Genomic DNA, 15713 nt, shown 5'->3' with positions numbered 1-15713 from the left:
TATTCCCTGGATTACGTGAGTGGAAACCCAATGTTTCAGCAGAAAAAGGACTGGGAAACACGAGAAAACGCTTTTGCTGCTTTCTCTATGGGGCCGCTGACCGATTTCTGGCGGCAGCGTGAGGAAGATGAGTTTACGGGCATCGGGGGCGTCCCGGTGCGTTTCGTTCGTTTCCGAAATGAAAAAAATGACCGGGTGATAGTGGTCTGCCCTGGGCGTATTGAAAGCTACGTTAAATATGCCGAGTTGGCCTATGACCTGGTCCATATGGGGTTCGATGTCCTGATCATCGACCATCGTGGACAGGGGCTGTCCGGACGTATGCTGCCGGACACGCACCGTGGGCACGTCGATCGCTTCAGCGATTACGTCGACGATTTTGCCGCGTTCTGGCAGCAGGACGTTCAGCCCGGTCCCTGGCGCAAGCGGTATATTCTTGCGCACTCCATGGGCGGCGCCATTTCGACGCTGTTTTTGCAGCGTTACGCGCACCAGTGCGACGCCATTGCGCTCACCGCGCCGATGTACGGTATCGTCATCCGTTTTCCTGACTGGATGGTGCGCCATCTTCTTGACTGGGCTGAGGGCCATCAGCGCATTCGTGAAGGTTATGCCATTGGCACAGGACGCTGGCGCGCGCTGCCGTTCGCCATCAACGTCTTAACCCACAGCCGGCAGCGTTATCGCCGCAACCTGCGCTTTTATGCCGATGAACCGCGCTTGCGCGTCGGCGGCCCGACCTGGCACTGGGTGCGGGAGGGTATTCTGGCCGGTGAGCAGGTGCTGGCGGGCGTAGGCGATGATGACACGCCGACGCTTCTGATCCAGGCGGAAGAAGAGCGTGTGGTGGATAACCGCATGCATGACCGCTATTGTGAACTGCGCGCTGCAGCCGGTCACCCTTGTGAAGGGGGTAAACCGCTGGTCATTAACGGCGCGTTCCATGAGATCCTTTTTGAAAAGGACGCTATGCGCTCAGTCGCGCTTAACGCCATTGTTGAATTTTTCAACAGGCATAATTGATTCTTGTTTTCCACCAGAGGTTGAAATCCCTATGTACCAGGTTGTTGCATCTGATTTAGATGGCACGCTGCTTTCCCCCGACCACACCCTGTCGCCTTACGCGAAAGAGACCTTAAAACTCCTGACTGCCCGTGGCGTGAACTTTGTGTTCGCCACCGGCCGCCACCACGTGGACGTGGGGCAGATCCGCGATAATCTTGAGATCAAATCGTACATGATCACCTCCAACGGTGCGCGCGTGCATGATACCGACGGCAACCTGATCTTTACCCACAACCTGGATCGCGATATCGCCGCCGATCTGTTCGGCGTGGTGCATAACAACCCGGCTATCGTCACTAACGTTTACCGCGACGACGACTGGTTCATGAACCGCCACCGCCCGGATGAAATGCGTTTCTTCAAGGAAGCGGTATTCAACTACTCCCTCTACGAACCGGGCCTGCTGGAGCCGGAAGGGATCAGCAAGGTGTTCTTCACCTGTGACAGCCACGAAGAGCTGCTCCCGCTTGAACAGGCGATCAACGCCCGCTGGGGCGATCGCGTCAACGTGAGCTTCTCAACCCTGACCTGTCTGGAAGTGATGGCGGGCGGCGTCTCTAAAGGTCACGCGCTGGAAGCGGTTGCGAAACGTCTGGGCTTCGGGCTGAAAGACTGTATCGCCTTTGGTGACGGCATGAATGACGCCGAGATGCTTTCGATGGCGGGCAAGGGCTGCATCATGCAGAACGCGCACCAGCGTCTGAAGGATCTGCACCCTGAGCTGGAAGTGATTGGTTCTAACGCTGACAACGCGGTACCGAAGTATCTGCGCAAACTGTTCCTTGAATAATCTTCATTCGGTTGTTTATTGCTCAGTTGTCAACTAAAGAGTTCGCTACAATGCCTCTCCTTCTTTCTGAGAGACAAGCATTGTGGCGCTACTCATTATCACCACTATCCTGTGGGCCTTCTCCTTTAGCCTGATTGGCGAATACCTTGCCGGTTCGGTCGACAGCTACTTCTCGGTGCTGATGCGCGTGGGGCTGGCGGCGCTGGTTTTCCTGCCGTTTCTGCGCAAGCGCGGGCAATCGCTGAAAACGATTGTGCTGTATATGCTGGTGGGGGCGATGCAGCTCGGCATCATGTATTTGTTCAGCTTCCGGGCCTACGTCTACCTGTCCGTCTCCGAATTCCTGCTCTTTACCGTGCTGACGCCGCTCTATATCACGCTGATTTACGACCTGCTCAGCAGACGCCGTCTGCGCTGGGGATACCTGCTGAGCGCGGCGCTGGCGGTGATCGGCGCGGCGATTATTCGCTATGACAAAGTCAGCGATCACTTCTGGACCGGGCTGATGTTCGTCCAGCTCGCCAACATCAGCTTCGCCATCGGCATGGTGGGCTATAAACGCCTGATGGAAACCCGCCCGATGCCGCAGCATAACGCGTTTGCCTGGTTCTATATGGGCGCCGCGATTGTCGCGGTGGCGGCGTGGTTTATGCTCGGTAATCCGCAAAAGCTGCCGACCACCGCCGTGCAGTGGGGCGTTCTGGTCTGGCTGGGCGTAGTGGCGTCAGGGCTGGGGTACTTCATGTGGAACTACGGCGCTACGCAGGTAGACGCCGGTACGCTGGGGATCATGAACAACGTGCATGTCCCGGCAGGGCTGCTGGTCAACCTCGCCATCTGGCAGCAACAGCCGCACTGGCCGAGCTTCCTTATTGGGGGAGCGGTGATCCTGGCTTCGCTGTGGGTCCATCGCCGATGGGTCGCTCCGCGCTCCGCACAAACGGAAGATGGTCGCACGCGTGGTTCCGCGCTGAGCGAATAAACGCCTCCGTAATCGGCTGACGCTGCTCGCCATCGCGCACGGCGGCGTACAGTCGGCTCCACAATCCTTCACCCAGGGTTTTGGTCTGCACCAGACCCTGGCGTTCAAAACTCTCCACCACCCAGTGCGGCAGCGCCGCGATACCCATTCTGGCCGCCACCATCTGAATCAGCAGCAGGGTGTTATCCACGCTTTTCAGCTGCGGGCTAATGCCTGCCGGCTGCAGGAAGTGGCGCCAGATATCCAGGCGGCTGCGCTGCACCGGATAAATCAGCAGCGTCTCTGTCGCCAGGTCTTCCGGCGTGATGCGCGTTTTGGCGGCCAGCGGGTGATCCGGCGCCAGCACCAGGCGCACTTCATAATCAAACATCGGCGAATAGTGCAGGCCGCTGCGCGGCAGGATGTCAGAGGTCATGACCAGATCCAGCTCGCCCTGCTGCAGCGACGGCTGCGGGTCAAAGGTCACGCCGGATTTGAAGTCCATCTCCACCTGCGGCCACTTCTGGCGGAAGTTCTCAAGCGCGGGGGTCAGCCACTGAATACAGCTGTGGCACTCAATGGCGATTCGCAGTTTGGTCTGCTGCGGTTCGTTACACGCCTGCAGCGCGCTCGCGATTTGCGGCAGTACCTGATTCGCCAGCTGAAGAAGAATTTCACCCTGCGGCGTAAAGCGTAGCGGCTGGCTCTTACGCACAAAAAGACGGAAGCCGAGGCGTTGTTCCAGATCGCTGAACTGGTGAGAAAGGGCGGACTGGGTCTGGTGCAGCGTGGCCGCAGCCGCCGCGAGCGAACCGCAGTTCCGCAACGCTTGTAGCGTTTTCAGGTGTTTAATCTCGATCATGAAAGTCCTTCACTTCGCCATGAACATATTGCGCTTGAGGAATATACAGTACCTGCCAATTATAGAAGTGTAAACATCTGGACGTCTAAATAACGAATTTCACAAGGGGCACACCATGACAATCCGCAATCACACTCTCGGTTTCCCTCGCGTCGGCCTGCGTCGCGAGCTGAAAAAAGCGCAAGAAAGCTACTGGGCGGGTAATGCCACCCGTGAAGAACTGCTGGCGGTAGGACGCGAGCTGCGCGCCCGCCACTGGGATCAGCAAAAACAGGCGGGCATTGACCTGCTGCCGGTGGGCGATTTCGCCTGGTACGACCATGTTCTGACGACCAGCCTGATGCTTGGCAACGTGCCGGCTCGTCATCAGAACAAAGATGGATCGGTAGATATCGATACCCTGTTCCGCATCGGCCGTGGCCGCGCGCCAACGGGTGAGCCAGCGGCAGCGGCGGAAATGACCAAGTGGTTTAACACCAACTATCACTATATGGTGCCGGAATTCGTCAAAGGCCAGCAGTTCAGGCTGACCTGGACGCAGCTTCTGGACGAGGTGGACGAAGCGCTGGCGCTGGGCCACCAGGTGAAGCCGGTGCTGCTCGGGCCGGTAACGTACCTGTGGCTGGGCAAAGTAAAGGGCGATCCGTTTGACCGACTCAGCCTGCTGAAGGATATTCTGCCGGTCTACAAACAGGTGCTGAGTGAGCTGGGCAAACGCGGCATTCAGTGGGTGCAAATCGACGAACCGGCGCTGGTGCTTGAGCTGCCGCAGGATTGGCTCGATGCCTTCAAACCGGCGTATGACGCGCTCACCGGTCAGGTAAAACTCCTGCTGACGACCTATTTTGAAGGCGTGACGCCGAACCTGAAGACCATTACCGCGCTGCCGGTCCAGGGCCTGCACGTTGACCTTGTACACGGTAAAGATGATGTGGCGGAGCTGCACAAGCGTTTGCCAGCGGACTGGCTGCTCTCCGCTGGTCTGATCAACGGCCGTAACGTCTGGCGCGCCGATCTCACCGAGAAATACGCGCAAATCAAAGACATCGTCGGCAAACGTGAGCTGTGGGTGGCCTCGTCCTGTTCGCTGCTGCACAGCCCGATCGATCTGAGCGTGGAAACGCGTCTGGATGCCGAGGTGAAAAGCTGGTTTGCCTTCGCCCTGCAAAAATGTGAAGAGCTGACGCTGCTGCGCGACGCGCTGAACAGCGGCGACACGGCGGCGATTACCGAATGGAGCGCTCCGATCCAGGCGCGTCGTCACTCGGCGCGCGTGCACAACCCGGCGGTGGAAAAACGCCTGGCGGCCATCACCGCTCAGGACAGCCAGCGGCAGAGCCCTTACGAGGTGCGCGCCGAAGCGCAGCGCGCCCGCTTTAATCTGCCCGCGTGGCCGACCACCACAATTGGCTCTTTCCCGCAAACTACGGAGATACGCGGCCTGCGTCTGGACTTCAAGAAGGGCAATCTGGATGCGAATCACTACCGCACCGGCATCGCGGAACACATCAAGCAGGCGATTATCGAGCAGGAACGCCTGGGGCTGGACGTGCTGGTGCACGGCGAGGCCGAGCGTAACGACATGGTGGAATACTTCGGCGAGCACCTGGACGGCTTTGTCTTTACCCAGAACGGCTGGGTGCAGAGCTACGGCTCCCGCTGCGTGAAGCCGCCGGTGGTTATCGGTGACGTCAGCCGCCCGGAAGCGATTACCGTGGAGTGGGCGAAGTATGCCCAGTCCCTGACCGATAAGCCGGTAAAAGGGATGCTGACCGGTCCGGTGACCATTCTCTGCTGGTCGTTCCCGCGTGAAGACGTGACTCGTGAAACCATCGCCAAACAGATCGCCCTGGCGCTGCGTGATGAGGTGGCGGATCTGGAAGCGGCAGGCATTGGCATTATTCAGATTGACGAACCGGCCCTGCGCGAAGGCTTGCCGCTGCGCCGCAGCGACTGGGATGCCTACCTGCAGTGGGGCGTGGAGGCGTTCCGCATCAACGCCGCGGTGGCGAAGGACGACACCCAGATCCACACCCACATGTGTTACTGCGAATTCAACGACATCATGGATTCGATTGCCGCGCTGGATGCCGACGTGATCACCATCGAGACCTCGCGTTCAGACATGGAGCTGCTGGAGTCGTTTGAAGAGTTCGACTACCCGAATGAAATCGGGCCGGGCGTGTACGACATTCACTCCCCGAACGTGCCGAGCGTGGAGTGGATTGAAGCCCTGCTGAAAAAAGCGGCCCAGCGCATTCCGGCAGAGCGCCTGTGGGTGAACCCGGACTGCGGACTGAAAACCCGCGGCTGGCCGGAGACGCGCGCGGCGCTGGCGAACATGGTGAAGGCGGCGCAAAACTTGCGTCAGGCTTGATGATGCGTAGGCCCGGTAAGGCATAGCCGCCACCGGGCTTTTTTTATTACGCTTTCTTACCGCCGTACTGGCTAAACCACGCCAGCATTCTTTGCCAGCCATCTTTGGCTGATTCTGCGTGATAGCTCGGACGATAATCGGCGTTAAACGCGTGCCCGGCATCCGGATACACCACGATCTCCGCCTTCGCATTGGCCGCACGGAGCGCATGGCGCATGGTCTCTACCGAATCCAGAGAAATACCGGTGTCCTGACCGCCGTAAAGCCCTAACACGGGGGCGTTTAGCTCCGTGGCGATATCGACGGGATGTTTCGGTGAATTCAGCGTTTTCTCACCCACCAGTTTGCCGTACCAGGCGACAGCGGCTTTGAGCTGCGGGTTATGCGCGGCATACAGCCAGCTAATGCGTCCACCCCAGCAGAAACCCGTGACCAGAAGACGATGCGGATCGCCGCCGTTGCGCGCCGCCCAGCTGGCGACGTGGTCGAGATCGGCCAGCACCTGCGCGTCCGGGACTTTGCTCACCAGGTTGCTGAGCAATGTTGGAATATCGCTGTAGTCGTTCGGATCGCCCTGACGGAAGTAGAGCTCTGGCGCAACGGCCAGATACCCTTCCAGCGCCAGTCGGCGGCAGAGGTCGCGAATGTGTTCGTGAACACCAAATATCTCCTGAATCACAATCACGATAGGCAGCGGACCGTCTGCCGATTTTGGCCGTGCGTGATAAGCAGGCATATTCTCCCCCTGCGAGGGAATGGAGGTCTCGCCCGCGGTAATTGCCGCTTCTGGCGTCGACACGATGGTTGAAGCATGTGGGGCCGCAGCAGGTGCAAAACCGGTTTTTTCAGTCATGGCATTCTCCGTACCAATGAGTTAGCGCAAAGGTAAATATAGACACCAGGTTAACAACTCACAGTGCCTTAAACGGTCTATCTTTTGTGCAGCACCTGGCGTTATAACTTGTTAATGTGATGTGAATCACTTTTTTATGGAAATTCAATGTAATCATTTTCATTCATGGTGAGGTGTGTCACGAAAATATGCTTACTGCTTCTGTAAAGTACCGTTTTACTTCTTCTGACTAACCGACCCACAGAGGAGTCACCTATGTCTAAGTCTGATGTTTTTCATCTCGGCCTCACCAAAAACGATTTACAAGGGGCTACGCTCGCTATCGTCCCTGGCGATCCTGAGCGTGTGGAAAAGATCGCCGCGCTGATGGATAAGCCGGTCAAGCTGGCTGCCCATCGTGAGTTCACCACCTGGCGCGCAGAGCTGGATGGCAAAGCGGTGATCGTGTGCTCTACCGGTATCGGTGGTCCGTCTACGTCTATTGCTGTTGAAGAGCTGGCACAGCTGGGCATCCGTACTTTCCTGCGTATCGGCACCACCGGCGCTATCCAGCCGCACATCAACGTCGGCGACGTGCTGGTCACGACCGCGTCCGTTCGTCTGGACGGCGCAAGCCTGCACTTTGCACCGATGGAATTCCCGGCAGTGGCTGATTTCGAATGCACCACCGCGCTGGTTGAAGCCGCGAAATCCGTGGGCGCAACCACCCACGTGGGCGTCACCGCCTCTTCCGACACCTTCTACCCGGGCCAGGAGCGTTACGACACCTTCTCAGGCCGCGTGGTTAGCCGTTTCAAAGGCTCAATGGAAGAGTGGCAGTCCATGGGCGTGATGAACTACGAAATGGAATCCGCAACGCTGCTGACCATGTGCGCAAGCCAGGGTCTGCGTGCCGGTATGGTGGCGGGCGTGATCGTCAACCGCACCCAGCAGGAGATCCCGAACGCCGAAACCATGAAGCAGACCGAAAGTCATGCAGTGAAAATCGTGGTGGAAGCAGCGCGTCGCCTGATCTAATCCTCTCTTCTGAAATCAAAGGCCGACGCGTTCGGCCTTTATTTTTTGCGTAGCGCCTCGCAGGAAAACCCTTTCAAACTGGACGTTTATACAGCACAATTCTATTTTGTGCGGGTAATACGTTGATGCAGGGGGCATTGTGGATATCTCAATCCTGATTTACGCGGTGATTGCGCTGGTGGGCTTAGGGGTTGGCTGGCTAATTTCCAGCTACCAGCATGCACAGCAGAAGGCCGACCAGCTGGCCGAGCGAGAAGAGATGGTCGCCGATTTAAGCGCGACAAAACAGCAGCTTGCTTTGAGCGAACACTGGCGCGACGAGTGCGAACTGCTCAACAACGAGCTGCGTAACCTGCGAGACATTAACACCTCGCTGGAGGCCGATCTCCGCGAAGTCACTACCCGCCTTGAATCCACCCAGCTGCATGCGGAAGACAAAATCCGCCAGATGATCAACAGCGAGCAGCGCCTCAGCGAACAGTTTGAGAACCTCGCCAACCGAATTTTTGAGCACAGCAACCGCCGCGTTGACGAACAGAACCGCCAGAGCCTGAACAGCCTGCTGACGCCGCTGCGCGAACAGCTGGACGGTTTTCGCCGTCAGGTGCAGGACAGCTTTGGTCAGGAAGCCCGCGAGCGGCACACGCTGGCGCATGAGATTCGCAATCTTCAGCAGCTGAATGCGCAAATGGCGCAGGAAGCGGTCAACCTGACCCGCGCGCTGAAAGGGGATAACAAAACCCAGGGCAACTGGGGAGAAGTGGTGCTGACCCGCGTGCTTGAGGCCTCTGGTCTGCGCGAAGGATACGAGTACGAAACGCAGGTGAGTATCGAAAACGATGCCCGCTCGCGTATGCAGCCGGATGTCATCGTGCGGCTGCCGCAGGGTAAAGATGTGGTGATTGACGCCAAAATGACGCTGGTGGCGTATGAACGCTACTTTAATGCGGACGATGACTACACCCGCGAGTCTGCGCTGCAGGAGCACATTGCCTCCGTGCGTAATCATATTCGCCTGCTTGGCAGAAAAGACTACCAGCAGCTGCCGGGTCTGCGCTCGCTGGACTATGTCCTGATGTTCATCCCGGTAGAACCCGCGTTCCTGCTGGCACTCGACAGACAGCCTGAACTTATCACCGAAGCGCTCAAAAATAACATTATGCTGGTCAGCCCCACCACGCTGCTGGTGGCGTTACGCACCATTGCGAACCTGTGGCGCTATGAGCACCAGAGCCGCAACGCGCAGCAGATTGCCGATCGCGCCAGCAAGCTGTACGACAAAATGCGCCTCTTCGTGGACGACATGTCTTCAGTCGGTCAGAGCCTGGATCGTGCGCAGGATAACTACCGCCAGGCGATGAAAAAACTCACCTCCGGACGCGGCAATCTGCTGGCACAGGCTGAATCATTCCGCAGCCTGGGGGTTGAGGTTAAACGCGAGATTAATCCGGAATTGGTCGAACAGGCCACCGCCCAGGACGACGAATTTCGCCTGCGAGAAGGCGCGGACGAACAAAAGACAAACAGTGAAGACAACACGTTAGCGGCGGATTTATCACCAGACGAGACTCCAGCGCGTTTCTTTCGCGGTGGTTGAAACATAGGGCAAACGCGCCCAATCTGTTACACTTCACGAACATTTTACTGATAAGCAGGCTCTGAGATGGCTGACGATTCACAAGACACAACGCACTTTGGCTTTCAGACTGTCGCCAAAGCGCAGAAAGCTGACATGGTGGCCCACGTATTTCATTCCGTGGCGGCGAAGTACGATGTGATGAATGACCTGATGTCGTTCGGCATTCATCGCTTGTGGAAGCGCTTCACCATTGACTGCAGCGGCGTACGTCGTGGACAAACGGTGCTGGATTTAGCCGGTGGTACGGGCGATTTAACCGCGAAATTCTCCCGTCTGGTGGGCGAAACCGGTCGCGTAGTTCTCGCCGATATTAATGACTCCATGCTGAAAATGGGACGCGAAAAGCTGCGTAACATCGGCGTGGTGGGGAATGTGGAGTATGTGCAGGCAAACGCCGAAGCGCTGCCATTCCCGGACAATACCTTTGACTGCATCACGATCTCTTTCGGTCTGCGTAACGTGACCGATAAAGAAAAAGCGCTGCGCTCTATGTACCGCGTGCTGAAGCCGGGTGGACGTCTGCTGGTGCTCGAGTTCTCTAAACCGATCATTGAGCCGCTGAGCAAAGCCTACGACGCCTATTCCTTCCACGTGCTGCCGCGTATTGGTGAGCTGGTGGCTAACGACGCTGAAAGCTACCGCTATCTGGCGGAGTCTATCCGTATGCACCCGGATCAGGACACATTAAAAGCCATGATGCAGGACGCGGAATTTGAGAACGTTGAATATTTCAACCTGACGGCCGGTGTCGTCGCGCTGCATCGCGGTTACAAATTCTGAGTGGAGGTGTCCCGTGCCCTTTAAACCCTTAGTCTCCGCAGGCGTCGAGAATGTACTGAACGCTTTTCTGTATCGCGCCCCGGCGCTGAAAGCTGCACGTCAGCGGCTTAACGGGAAGGTATTACGCATTGTTTTAAAAGAGTTATCGACGCCGCTTGTGCTGGTATTCTGCGAACGCCAGCTTGACGTTCTGGGGGCGTGGGAAGGTGAAGCCGACTGCTCGGTCATCACGCACATGAGCGTGCTGCCAAAACTGCGCGATCGCCAGCAGTTAACGGCGCTTATCCGCAGCGGTGAGCTGGAAGTGGAGGGCGACATTCAGGTCGTGCAGAACTTCGTTGCGCTCACCGATCTGGCGGAGTTCGATCCGGCGGAGCTGCTCGCGCCTTTTATCGGCGACATTGCCGCCGAAGGTATCGGGAAAGTCCTTCATGGTGGCGCCTCCTTTGTGCGTAAAAGCCTTCAGCGCCAGCAACGCTATGCGGCGGAAGTGCTGACTGAGGAGTGGCGAATGGCGCCCGGGCCACTGGAAGTTGCATGGTTTGCGGAAGAGACCGCTGCTGTTGAGCGTGCGGTTGATGCGTTAACCAAACGGCTGGAAAAACTGGAGGGCAAATGACGCCTGGTGAAATTCGGCGCCTCTATTTTATTATTCGCACCTTTTTGAGCTACGGGCTCGACGAGCTTATCCCCAAAATGCGTATCACGCTGCCGCTTCGTATCTGGCGGCGTATGCTGTTCTGGATGCCCAATCGCCATAAAGGTCAACCGCTGGGTGAGCGTCTGCGCCTGGCGCTGCAGGAGCTCGGTCCGGTTTGGATTAAATTCGGACAGATGCTGTCGACCCGCCGCGATCTCTTCCCGCCTCTGATTGCCGATGAGCTCGCGATGCTGCAGGATCGCGTCGCACCGTTTGACGGCGCGCGCGCGAAAAAGCAAATTGAAGAGGCGATGGGGAATGTCCCCGTCGAGACCTGGTTTGACGATTTCGACATTAAGCCACTGGCATCGGCCTCTATCGCGCAGGTGCACACCGCGCGTCTGAAAGAAAACGGCAAAGAAGTCGTTATTAAAGTCATTCGTCCGGACATCCTGCCAGTCATCAAAGCGGACATGAAGCTGATTTATCGGCTGGCGCGCTGGGTGCCACGCCTGCTGCCGGACGGGCGTCGCCTTCGTCCACTGGAAGTGGTGCGGGAATATGAAAAAACGCTGATTGATGAGCTTAACCTGCTGCGTGAATCGGCGAATGCCATTCAGCTGCGTCGCAACTTTGAAAACAGCCCGATGCTCTATGTACCTGAAGTCTATTCTGACTACTGCAGCCAGAACATGATGGTGATGGAGCGTATCTACGGTATTCCGGTTTCGGATGTGGTGGCCCTGGAGAAACAGGGAACGAACATGAAGCTCCTGGCCGAACGTGGGGTACAGGTCTTCTTTACCCAGGTGTTCCGCGACAGCTTTTTCCATGCGGACATGCATCCGGGCAATATCTTCGTAAGCTACGAGCATCCTGAGGATCCGAAGTATATCGGTATCGACTGCGGGATTGTGGGGTCGCTGAACAAGGAAGATAAACGGTATCTAGCTGAGAACTTCATCGCGTTCTTCAACCGCGACTACCGTAAGGTGGCCGAGCTGCACGTCGATTCCGGCTGGGTGCCGCCGGACACCAACGTCGAAGAGTTCGAGTTCGCGATTCGGACCGTTTGTGAACCTATTTTTGAAAAACCGCTGGCGGAAATTTCCTTTGGGCACGTGCTGTTAAACCTGTTCAACACGGCTCGTCGTTTTAATATGGAAGTTCAGCCACAGCTTGTTTTACTTCAGAAAACATTACTTTACGTTGAGGGTGTAGGCCGACAGCTCTATCCTCAGTTAGACTTGTGGAAGACCGCGAAACCTTTCCTTGAATCCTGGATTAAGGATCAGGTTGGCATTCCGGCGCTGGTGCGCTCGCTGAAAGAGAAAGGCCCGTTCTGGATAGAAAAAATGCCTGAAATTCCTGAACTGGTTTATGACGGTTTGCGTCAGAGCAAGAACCTTCAGCACAGCATGGATAAAATCGCCCGCGAACTTCAGTCCAGCCGTGTTCGCCAGGGACAGTCACGCTATCTCTTTGGGATTGGCGCAACGCTGCTGCTGAGCGGTACGCTGCTGCTGATCAACCGTCCGGACTGGCAGATGATGCCCGCCTGGCTAATGGCTGGCGGAGTGGTAGTCTGGCTAGCAGGCTGGCGAAAAACGCGCTGAGCGTGCGTCGCTATCGACGGGTTGCATACGTATAATGCGACCTGACTCTTTAATCATCTATCCCTGAGGAACATGTATGGGTGGTATCAGTATCTGGCAATTGTTGATCATTGCCGTCATCGTCGTGCTGCTGTTTGGCACCAAAAAGCTCGGTTCTATTGGTTCCGATCTGGGCGCGTCTATCAAAGGCTTCAAGAAAGCGATGAGCGATGATGAGAGCAAGCAGGATAAAACCAGCCAGGACGCTGACTTTACTGCTAAATCCATCGCCGACAAGCAAGAAGAAGCCAAAAAGGAAGACGCTAAACGCCACGATAAAGAGCAGGTGTAAGTCGTGTTCGACATTGGTTTTAGTGAGCTCCTGCTGGTCTTTGTGATTGGCCTGATTGTGCTGGGGCCGCAGCGTCTGCCGGTGGCAGTGAAAACCGTTGCGGGCTGGGTTCGTGCGCTGAGATCTCTGGCATCGACCGTTCAGAATGAACTGGCGCAGGAGCTTAAGCTGCAGGAATTTCAGGAAAGCCTGAAAAAGGTCGAGAAGGCGAGCATGGATAACCTGACGCCGGAACTGAAAGCGTCAATGGATGAGCTGCGCGAAGCGGCGGAATCGATGAAGCGCTCCTATAGCGTTAACGATCCTGAAAAAGCGAGCGATGAAGCGAACACCATCCATAACCCGGTGGTTAAGGGCAGCGAGGAGCAGCGCGAGGTCGTAACGCCTGCCAGTGCTGAACATCAGGTTGCCGCACCAGAACAGACGCCGCAGGAAACCGAATTGAAAAAACAGGCGCAGCCGGAAGAGCCGGTGGCAAAAGCGGCGGAAGTGAAGCCCGCTGCGTCCGTTTCCGAATCATCCCCCTCGTCGAGTGATAAAGCGTAAACATGGCAGTAGATGATACTCAACCGCTGATTACGCACCTCATTGAGCTGCGTAAGCGCCTGTTAAACTGCATTATTGCGGTTTTACTCATATTCCTGTGCCTGGTCTATTTTGCCAACGATATCTATCAGGTGGTCTCTGCACCGCTGATCAAGCAGATGCCGCTGGGCGCAACGATGATTGCAACAGACGTTGCTTCGCCGTTCTTTACCCCCATCAAGCTGACCTTCTGGGTGTCGTTGATTGCCTCTGCACCGGTCATTCTTTACCAGGTGTGGGCGTTTGTGGCGCCTGCGCTGTATAAGCATGAACGCAAGCTGGTTATCCCGCTGCTGGTGTCCAGCTCGCTGCTGTTCTATATCGGCATGGCGTTTGCCTATTTCGTTGTCTTCCCGCTGGCCTTCGGCTTCCTGACGCATACTGCGCCGGAAGGGGTCCAGGTGTCGACGGATATCGCCAGCTACCTCAGCTTTGTGATGGCGCTGTTTATGGCGTTTGGCGTGGCATTCGAAGTGCCGGTGGCTATTGTGCTGCTCTGCTGGGTAGGAGTAACGACCCCGGATGACCTGCGTAAGAAGCGTCCGTATATCCTTGTGGGCGCATTTGTTGTTGGCATGCTGCTGACACCGCCGGATGTGTTCTCGCAGACGCTGCTGGCCATACCGATGTACTGTCTGTTTGAGGTCGGCGTTTTCTTCTCGCGTTTCTACGTGGGTAAAGGACGTCGAGCGGATGACGAAGACGATACGTCCGACAAGACCACTGAAGAGTAAAACCAGCCGCCCGTCAGGGCGGTTGTTATATGGGGATTTGCATGTTTGATATCGGACTCAACCTGACCAGCTCGCAGTTTGCGAAAGATCGTGATGAGGTGGTTGCGCGTGCTTTTGCCGCCGGGGTGAAAGGACTGCTGCTGACGGGCACCAACCTGCATGAGAGCGAGCAGGCGCAGCAGCTGGCGCAACGCTACGATCGCTGTTGGTCTACTGCTGGCGTGCATCCTCACGACAGCAGCCAGTGGACCGCGGAAAGTGGCGACATCCTGTACAGGCTGGCGAAGACGCCAGACGTTGTGGCGATCGGCGAATGCGGTCTCGATTTCAACCGTAACTTTTCCACGCCTGAAGAGCAGGAAAAGGCGTTTACTGCCCAGCTTGCGCTGGCGGCAGAGCTTGGAATGCCCGTATTTATGCACTGCCGCGACGCGCATGAGCGTTTCCTGGCACTTCTGGATCCGTGGCTGGAGAAACTGCCCGGCGCGGTATTGCACTGTTTCACCGGTTCACGGCAGGAAGCGCTGGATTGCCTGGCGCGAGGGCTTTATCTGGGTATTACCGGCTGGGTGTGCGATGAGCGTCGCGGGCTTGAACTTCGTGAGCTATTGCCGGTAATCCCGGCTGACCGGCTGCTCCTCGAAACCGATGCGCCTTATCTGCTACCGCGCGACATGAAACCCAAACCGGCATCGCGGCGAAATGAGCCCGCGTATCTGGGGCACATTGTTGAGAGCGTCGCGAAGTGGCGCGGAGAGGATCCGCACTGGCTTTCGGCGCAGACGGATGACAACGTGCGTAATCTGTTCGGGATAAACGTTTAAAGCTTGCGGAAGTCGGTGTTTTTAACGCTCTGCAGCACCTGCTTGTTCAGCAGATTGAGCAACAGCATAGAGCGCGCTTCCCCGTCCGGCTCGGCAAAAATCGCCTGCAGGCCTTCGAAAGCGCCTTCGGTAATCACGACGCTATCGCCGCTGTAAGGGGTTTCGGGGTCGGTGATCCCTTCAGGTTGTTGATAAATTGACAGCTGATGAATGACCGTCGACGGAACCGTTGCCGGGTGGGCACCAAAACGAACGAAGTGGCTGACGCCGCGCGTTGCGCTGATGGTGGTGGTGTGGATGACTTCCGGGTCGAACTCCACAAACAGGTAGTTCGGGAACAACGGCTCACTGACGGTTGTGCGCTTCCCGCGCTGCATTTTTTCAAGCGTGATCACGGGTGTCAGGCAATTTACAGACTGACGTTCAAGATGTTCCTGCGCGCGCTGAAGTTGCCCGCGTTTGCAATACAGTAAATACCAGGCCTGCATAATCACTCTTTCCCTTAGTTCGGGGCGCAAGCATATCAAAACCCTGGCGGGATCGCTAAGTTGATTATAATGGGGGAAAATGGAACAGAACGCATAAGTTCACGCTTATTTAACAAAATTACAGCATCAAGCAGGCTTACGCCGTATAATG

General features: G+C 56.7%; 16 protein-coding genes. 13 read left to right on the top strand and 3 right to left on the bottom strand.

Translation table 11 applies throughout. The annotated features are described in order from the left end of the window. Positions 1-30 precede the first annotated feature (30 nt). The 3 genes from pldB to HB664_RS02390 all read left to right on the top strand — a co-directional run bounded on the left by pldB (position 31) and on the right by HB664_RS02390 (position 2837). The gene (pldB, locus tag HB664_RS02400) at positions 31-1023 is read left to right on the top strand and encodes a lysophospholipase L2 (RefSeq protein WP_033146896.1); all 993 of its coding nucleotides are present in this window, start codon (positions 31-33) and stop codon (positions 1021-1023) included. Between the two features lie 31 nt (positions 1024-1054). Then, on the top strand, positions 1055-1855 hold the full coding sequence (gene yigL, locus HB664_RS02395) for a sugar/pyridoxal phosphate phosphatase YigL (RefSeq protein ID WP_029741831.1): 801 nt from the start codon (positions 1055-1057) through the stop codon (positions 1853-1855). Positions 1856-1937: 82 nt separating this feature from the next. Further along, positions 1938-2837 (top strand): carboxylate/amino acid/amine transporter, encoded by a 900-nt coding sequence (locus HB664_RS02390; protein ID WP_064673083.1) that lies wholly within the window; start codon positions 1938-1940, stop codon positions 2835-2837. Here HB664_RS02390 and metR read toward each other — a convergent pair. Next, positions 2725-3678 carry an HTH-type transcriptional regulator MetR gene (gene metR, locus HB664_RS02385; protein ID WP_023309616.1) on the bottom strand — a complete coding sequence of 318 codons (954 nt, stop codon included), beginning with the start codon at positions 3676-3678 and terminating at the stop codon, positions 2725-2727. The two genes, HB664_RS02390 and metR, sit on opposite strands and share 113 nt — an antisense overlap. A 115-nt stretch (positions 3679-3793) precedes the next feature. Between metR and metE the strand changes: the two genes are divergently transcribed. Beyond that, positions 3794-6055, top strand: a complete 2262-nt coding sequence (gene metE / locus HB664_RS02380) for a 5-methyltetrahydropteroyltriglutamate--homocysteine S-methyltransferase (protein WP_219940316.1) — start codon at positions 3794-3796, stop codon at positions 6053-6055. Between the two features lie 46 nt (positions 6056-6101). Here the strand turns inward: metE and HB664_RS02375 are convergent, their stop codons facing one another. Beyond that, a complete protein-coding gene (locus tag HB664_RS02375) occupies positions 6102-6908 on the bottom strand; it encodes a dienelactone hydrolase family protein (RefSeq protein WP_023333795.1) in 807 nt (268 codons plus the stop codon). Between the two features lie 255 nt (positions 6909-7163). On the opposite strand from HB664_RS02375, the gene udp reads away from it, so the two are divergent. From udp to tatD, 9 genes are all read left to right on the top strand, one after another. Then, the gene (udp, locus tag HB664_RS02370) at positions 7164-7925 is read left to right on the top strand and encodes a uridine phosphorylase (RefSeq protein ID WP_003860792.1); all 762 of its coding nucleotides are present in this window, start codon (positions 7164-7166) and stop codon (positions 7923-7925) included. 139 nt (positions 7926-8064) lie between these two features. Beyond that, positions 8065-9522, top strand: coding sequence for a DNA recombination protein RmuC (gene rmuC, locus HB664_RS02365; RefSeq protein ID WP_219940315.1), 1458 nt, complete (start codon positions 8065-8067; stop codon positions 9520-9522). A 66-nt stretch (positions 9523-9588) separates the two neighbouring features. Continuing rightward, the gene (ubiE, locus tag HB664_RS02360) at positions 9589-10344 is read left to right on the top strand and encodes a bifunctional demethylmenaquinone methyltransferase/2-methoxy-6-polyprenyl-1,4-benzoquinol methylase UbiE (protein ID WP_023309612.1); all 756 of its coding nucleotides are present in this window, start codon (positions 9589-9591) and stop codon (positions 10342-10344) included. Between the two features lie 13 nt (positions 10345-10357). Continuing rightward, entirely contained in the window at positions 10358-10963 is a 606-nt protein-coding gene (gene ubiJ, locus HB664_RS02355; RefSeq protein WP_064673080.1) for a ubiquinone biosynthesis protein UbiJ, read from the top strand. Beyond that, positions 10960-12600 carry a ubiquinone biosynthesis regulatory protein kinase UbiB gene (gene ubiB / locus HB664_RS02350; RefSeq protein ID WP_219940314.1) on the top strand — a complete coding sequence of 547 codons (1641 nt, stop codon included), beginning with the start codon at positions 10960-10962 and terminating at the stop codon, positions 12598-12600. The genes ubiJ and ubiB overlap by 4 nt, the downstream gene beginning before the upstream one ends. A 76-nt stretch (positions 12601-12676) precedes the next feature. After that, the gene (gene tatA / locus HB664_RS02345) at positions 12677-12931 is read left to right on the top strand and encodes a Sec-independent protein translocase subunit TatA (protein WP_024908000.1); all 255 of its coding nucleotides are present in this window, start codon (positions 12677-12679) and stop codon (positions 12929-12931) included. A 3-nt stretch (positions 12932-12934) separates the two neighbouring features. Continuing rightward, a complete protein-coding gene (gene tatB / locus HB664_RS02340) occupies positions 12935-13477 on the top strand; it encodes a Sec-independent protein translocase protein TatB (RefSeq protein WP_219940313.1) in 543 nt (180 codons plus the stop codon). A gap of 2 nt (positions 13478-13479) precedes the next feature. Further along, on the top strand, positions 13480-14250 hold the full coding sequence (gene tatC, locus HB664_RS02335; protein WP_023309607.1) for a Sec-independent protein translocase subunit TatC: 771 nt from the start codon (positions 13480-13482) through the stop codon (positions 14248-14250). Positions 14251-14291: 41 nt separating this feature from the next. Next, positions 14292-15074, top strand: coding sequence for a 3'-5' ssDNA/RNA exonuclease TatD (gene tatD, locus HB664_RS02330; RefSeq protein ID WP_033146888.1), 783 nt, complete (start codon positions 14292-14294; stop codon positions 15072-15074). Here the strand turns inward: tatD and rfaH are convergent. Beyond that, the gene (gene rfaH / locus HB664_RS02325; RefSeq protein WP_033146887.1) at positions 15071-15562 is read right to left on the bottom strand and encodes a transcription/translation regulatory transformer protein RfaH; all 492 of its coding nucleotides are present in this window, start codon (positions 15560-15562) and stop codon (positions 15071-15073) included. The genes tatD and rfaH overlap by 4 nt on opposite strands. Between the last annotated feature and the right edge of the window lie 151 nt (positions 15563-15713).

It is taken from the genome of Enterobacter sp. DNB-S2, assembly GCF_019443845.1.
GTDB classification, from domain to species: domain Bacteria; phylum Pseudomonadota; class Gammaproteobacteria; order Enterobacterales; family Enterobacteriaceae; genus Enterobacter; species Enterobacter asburiae_B.
This window is presented reverse-complemented; position numbering and strand designations above follow the sequence as displayed.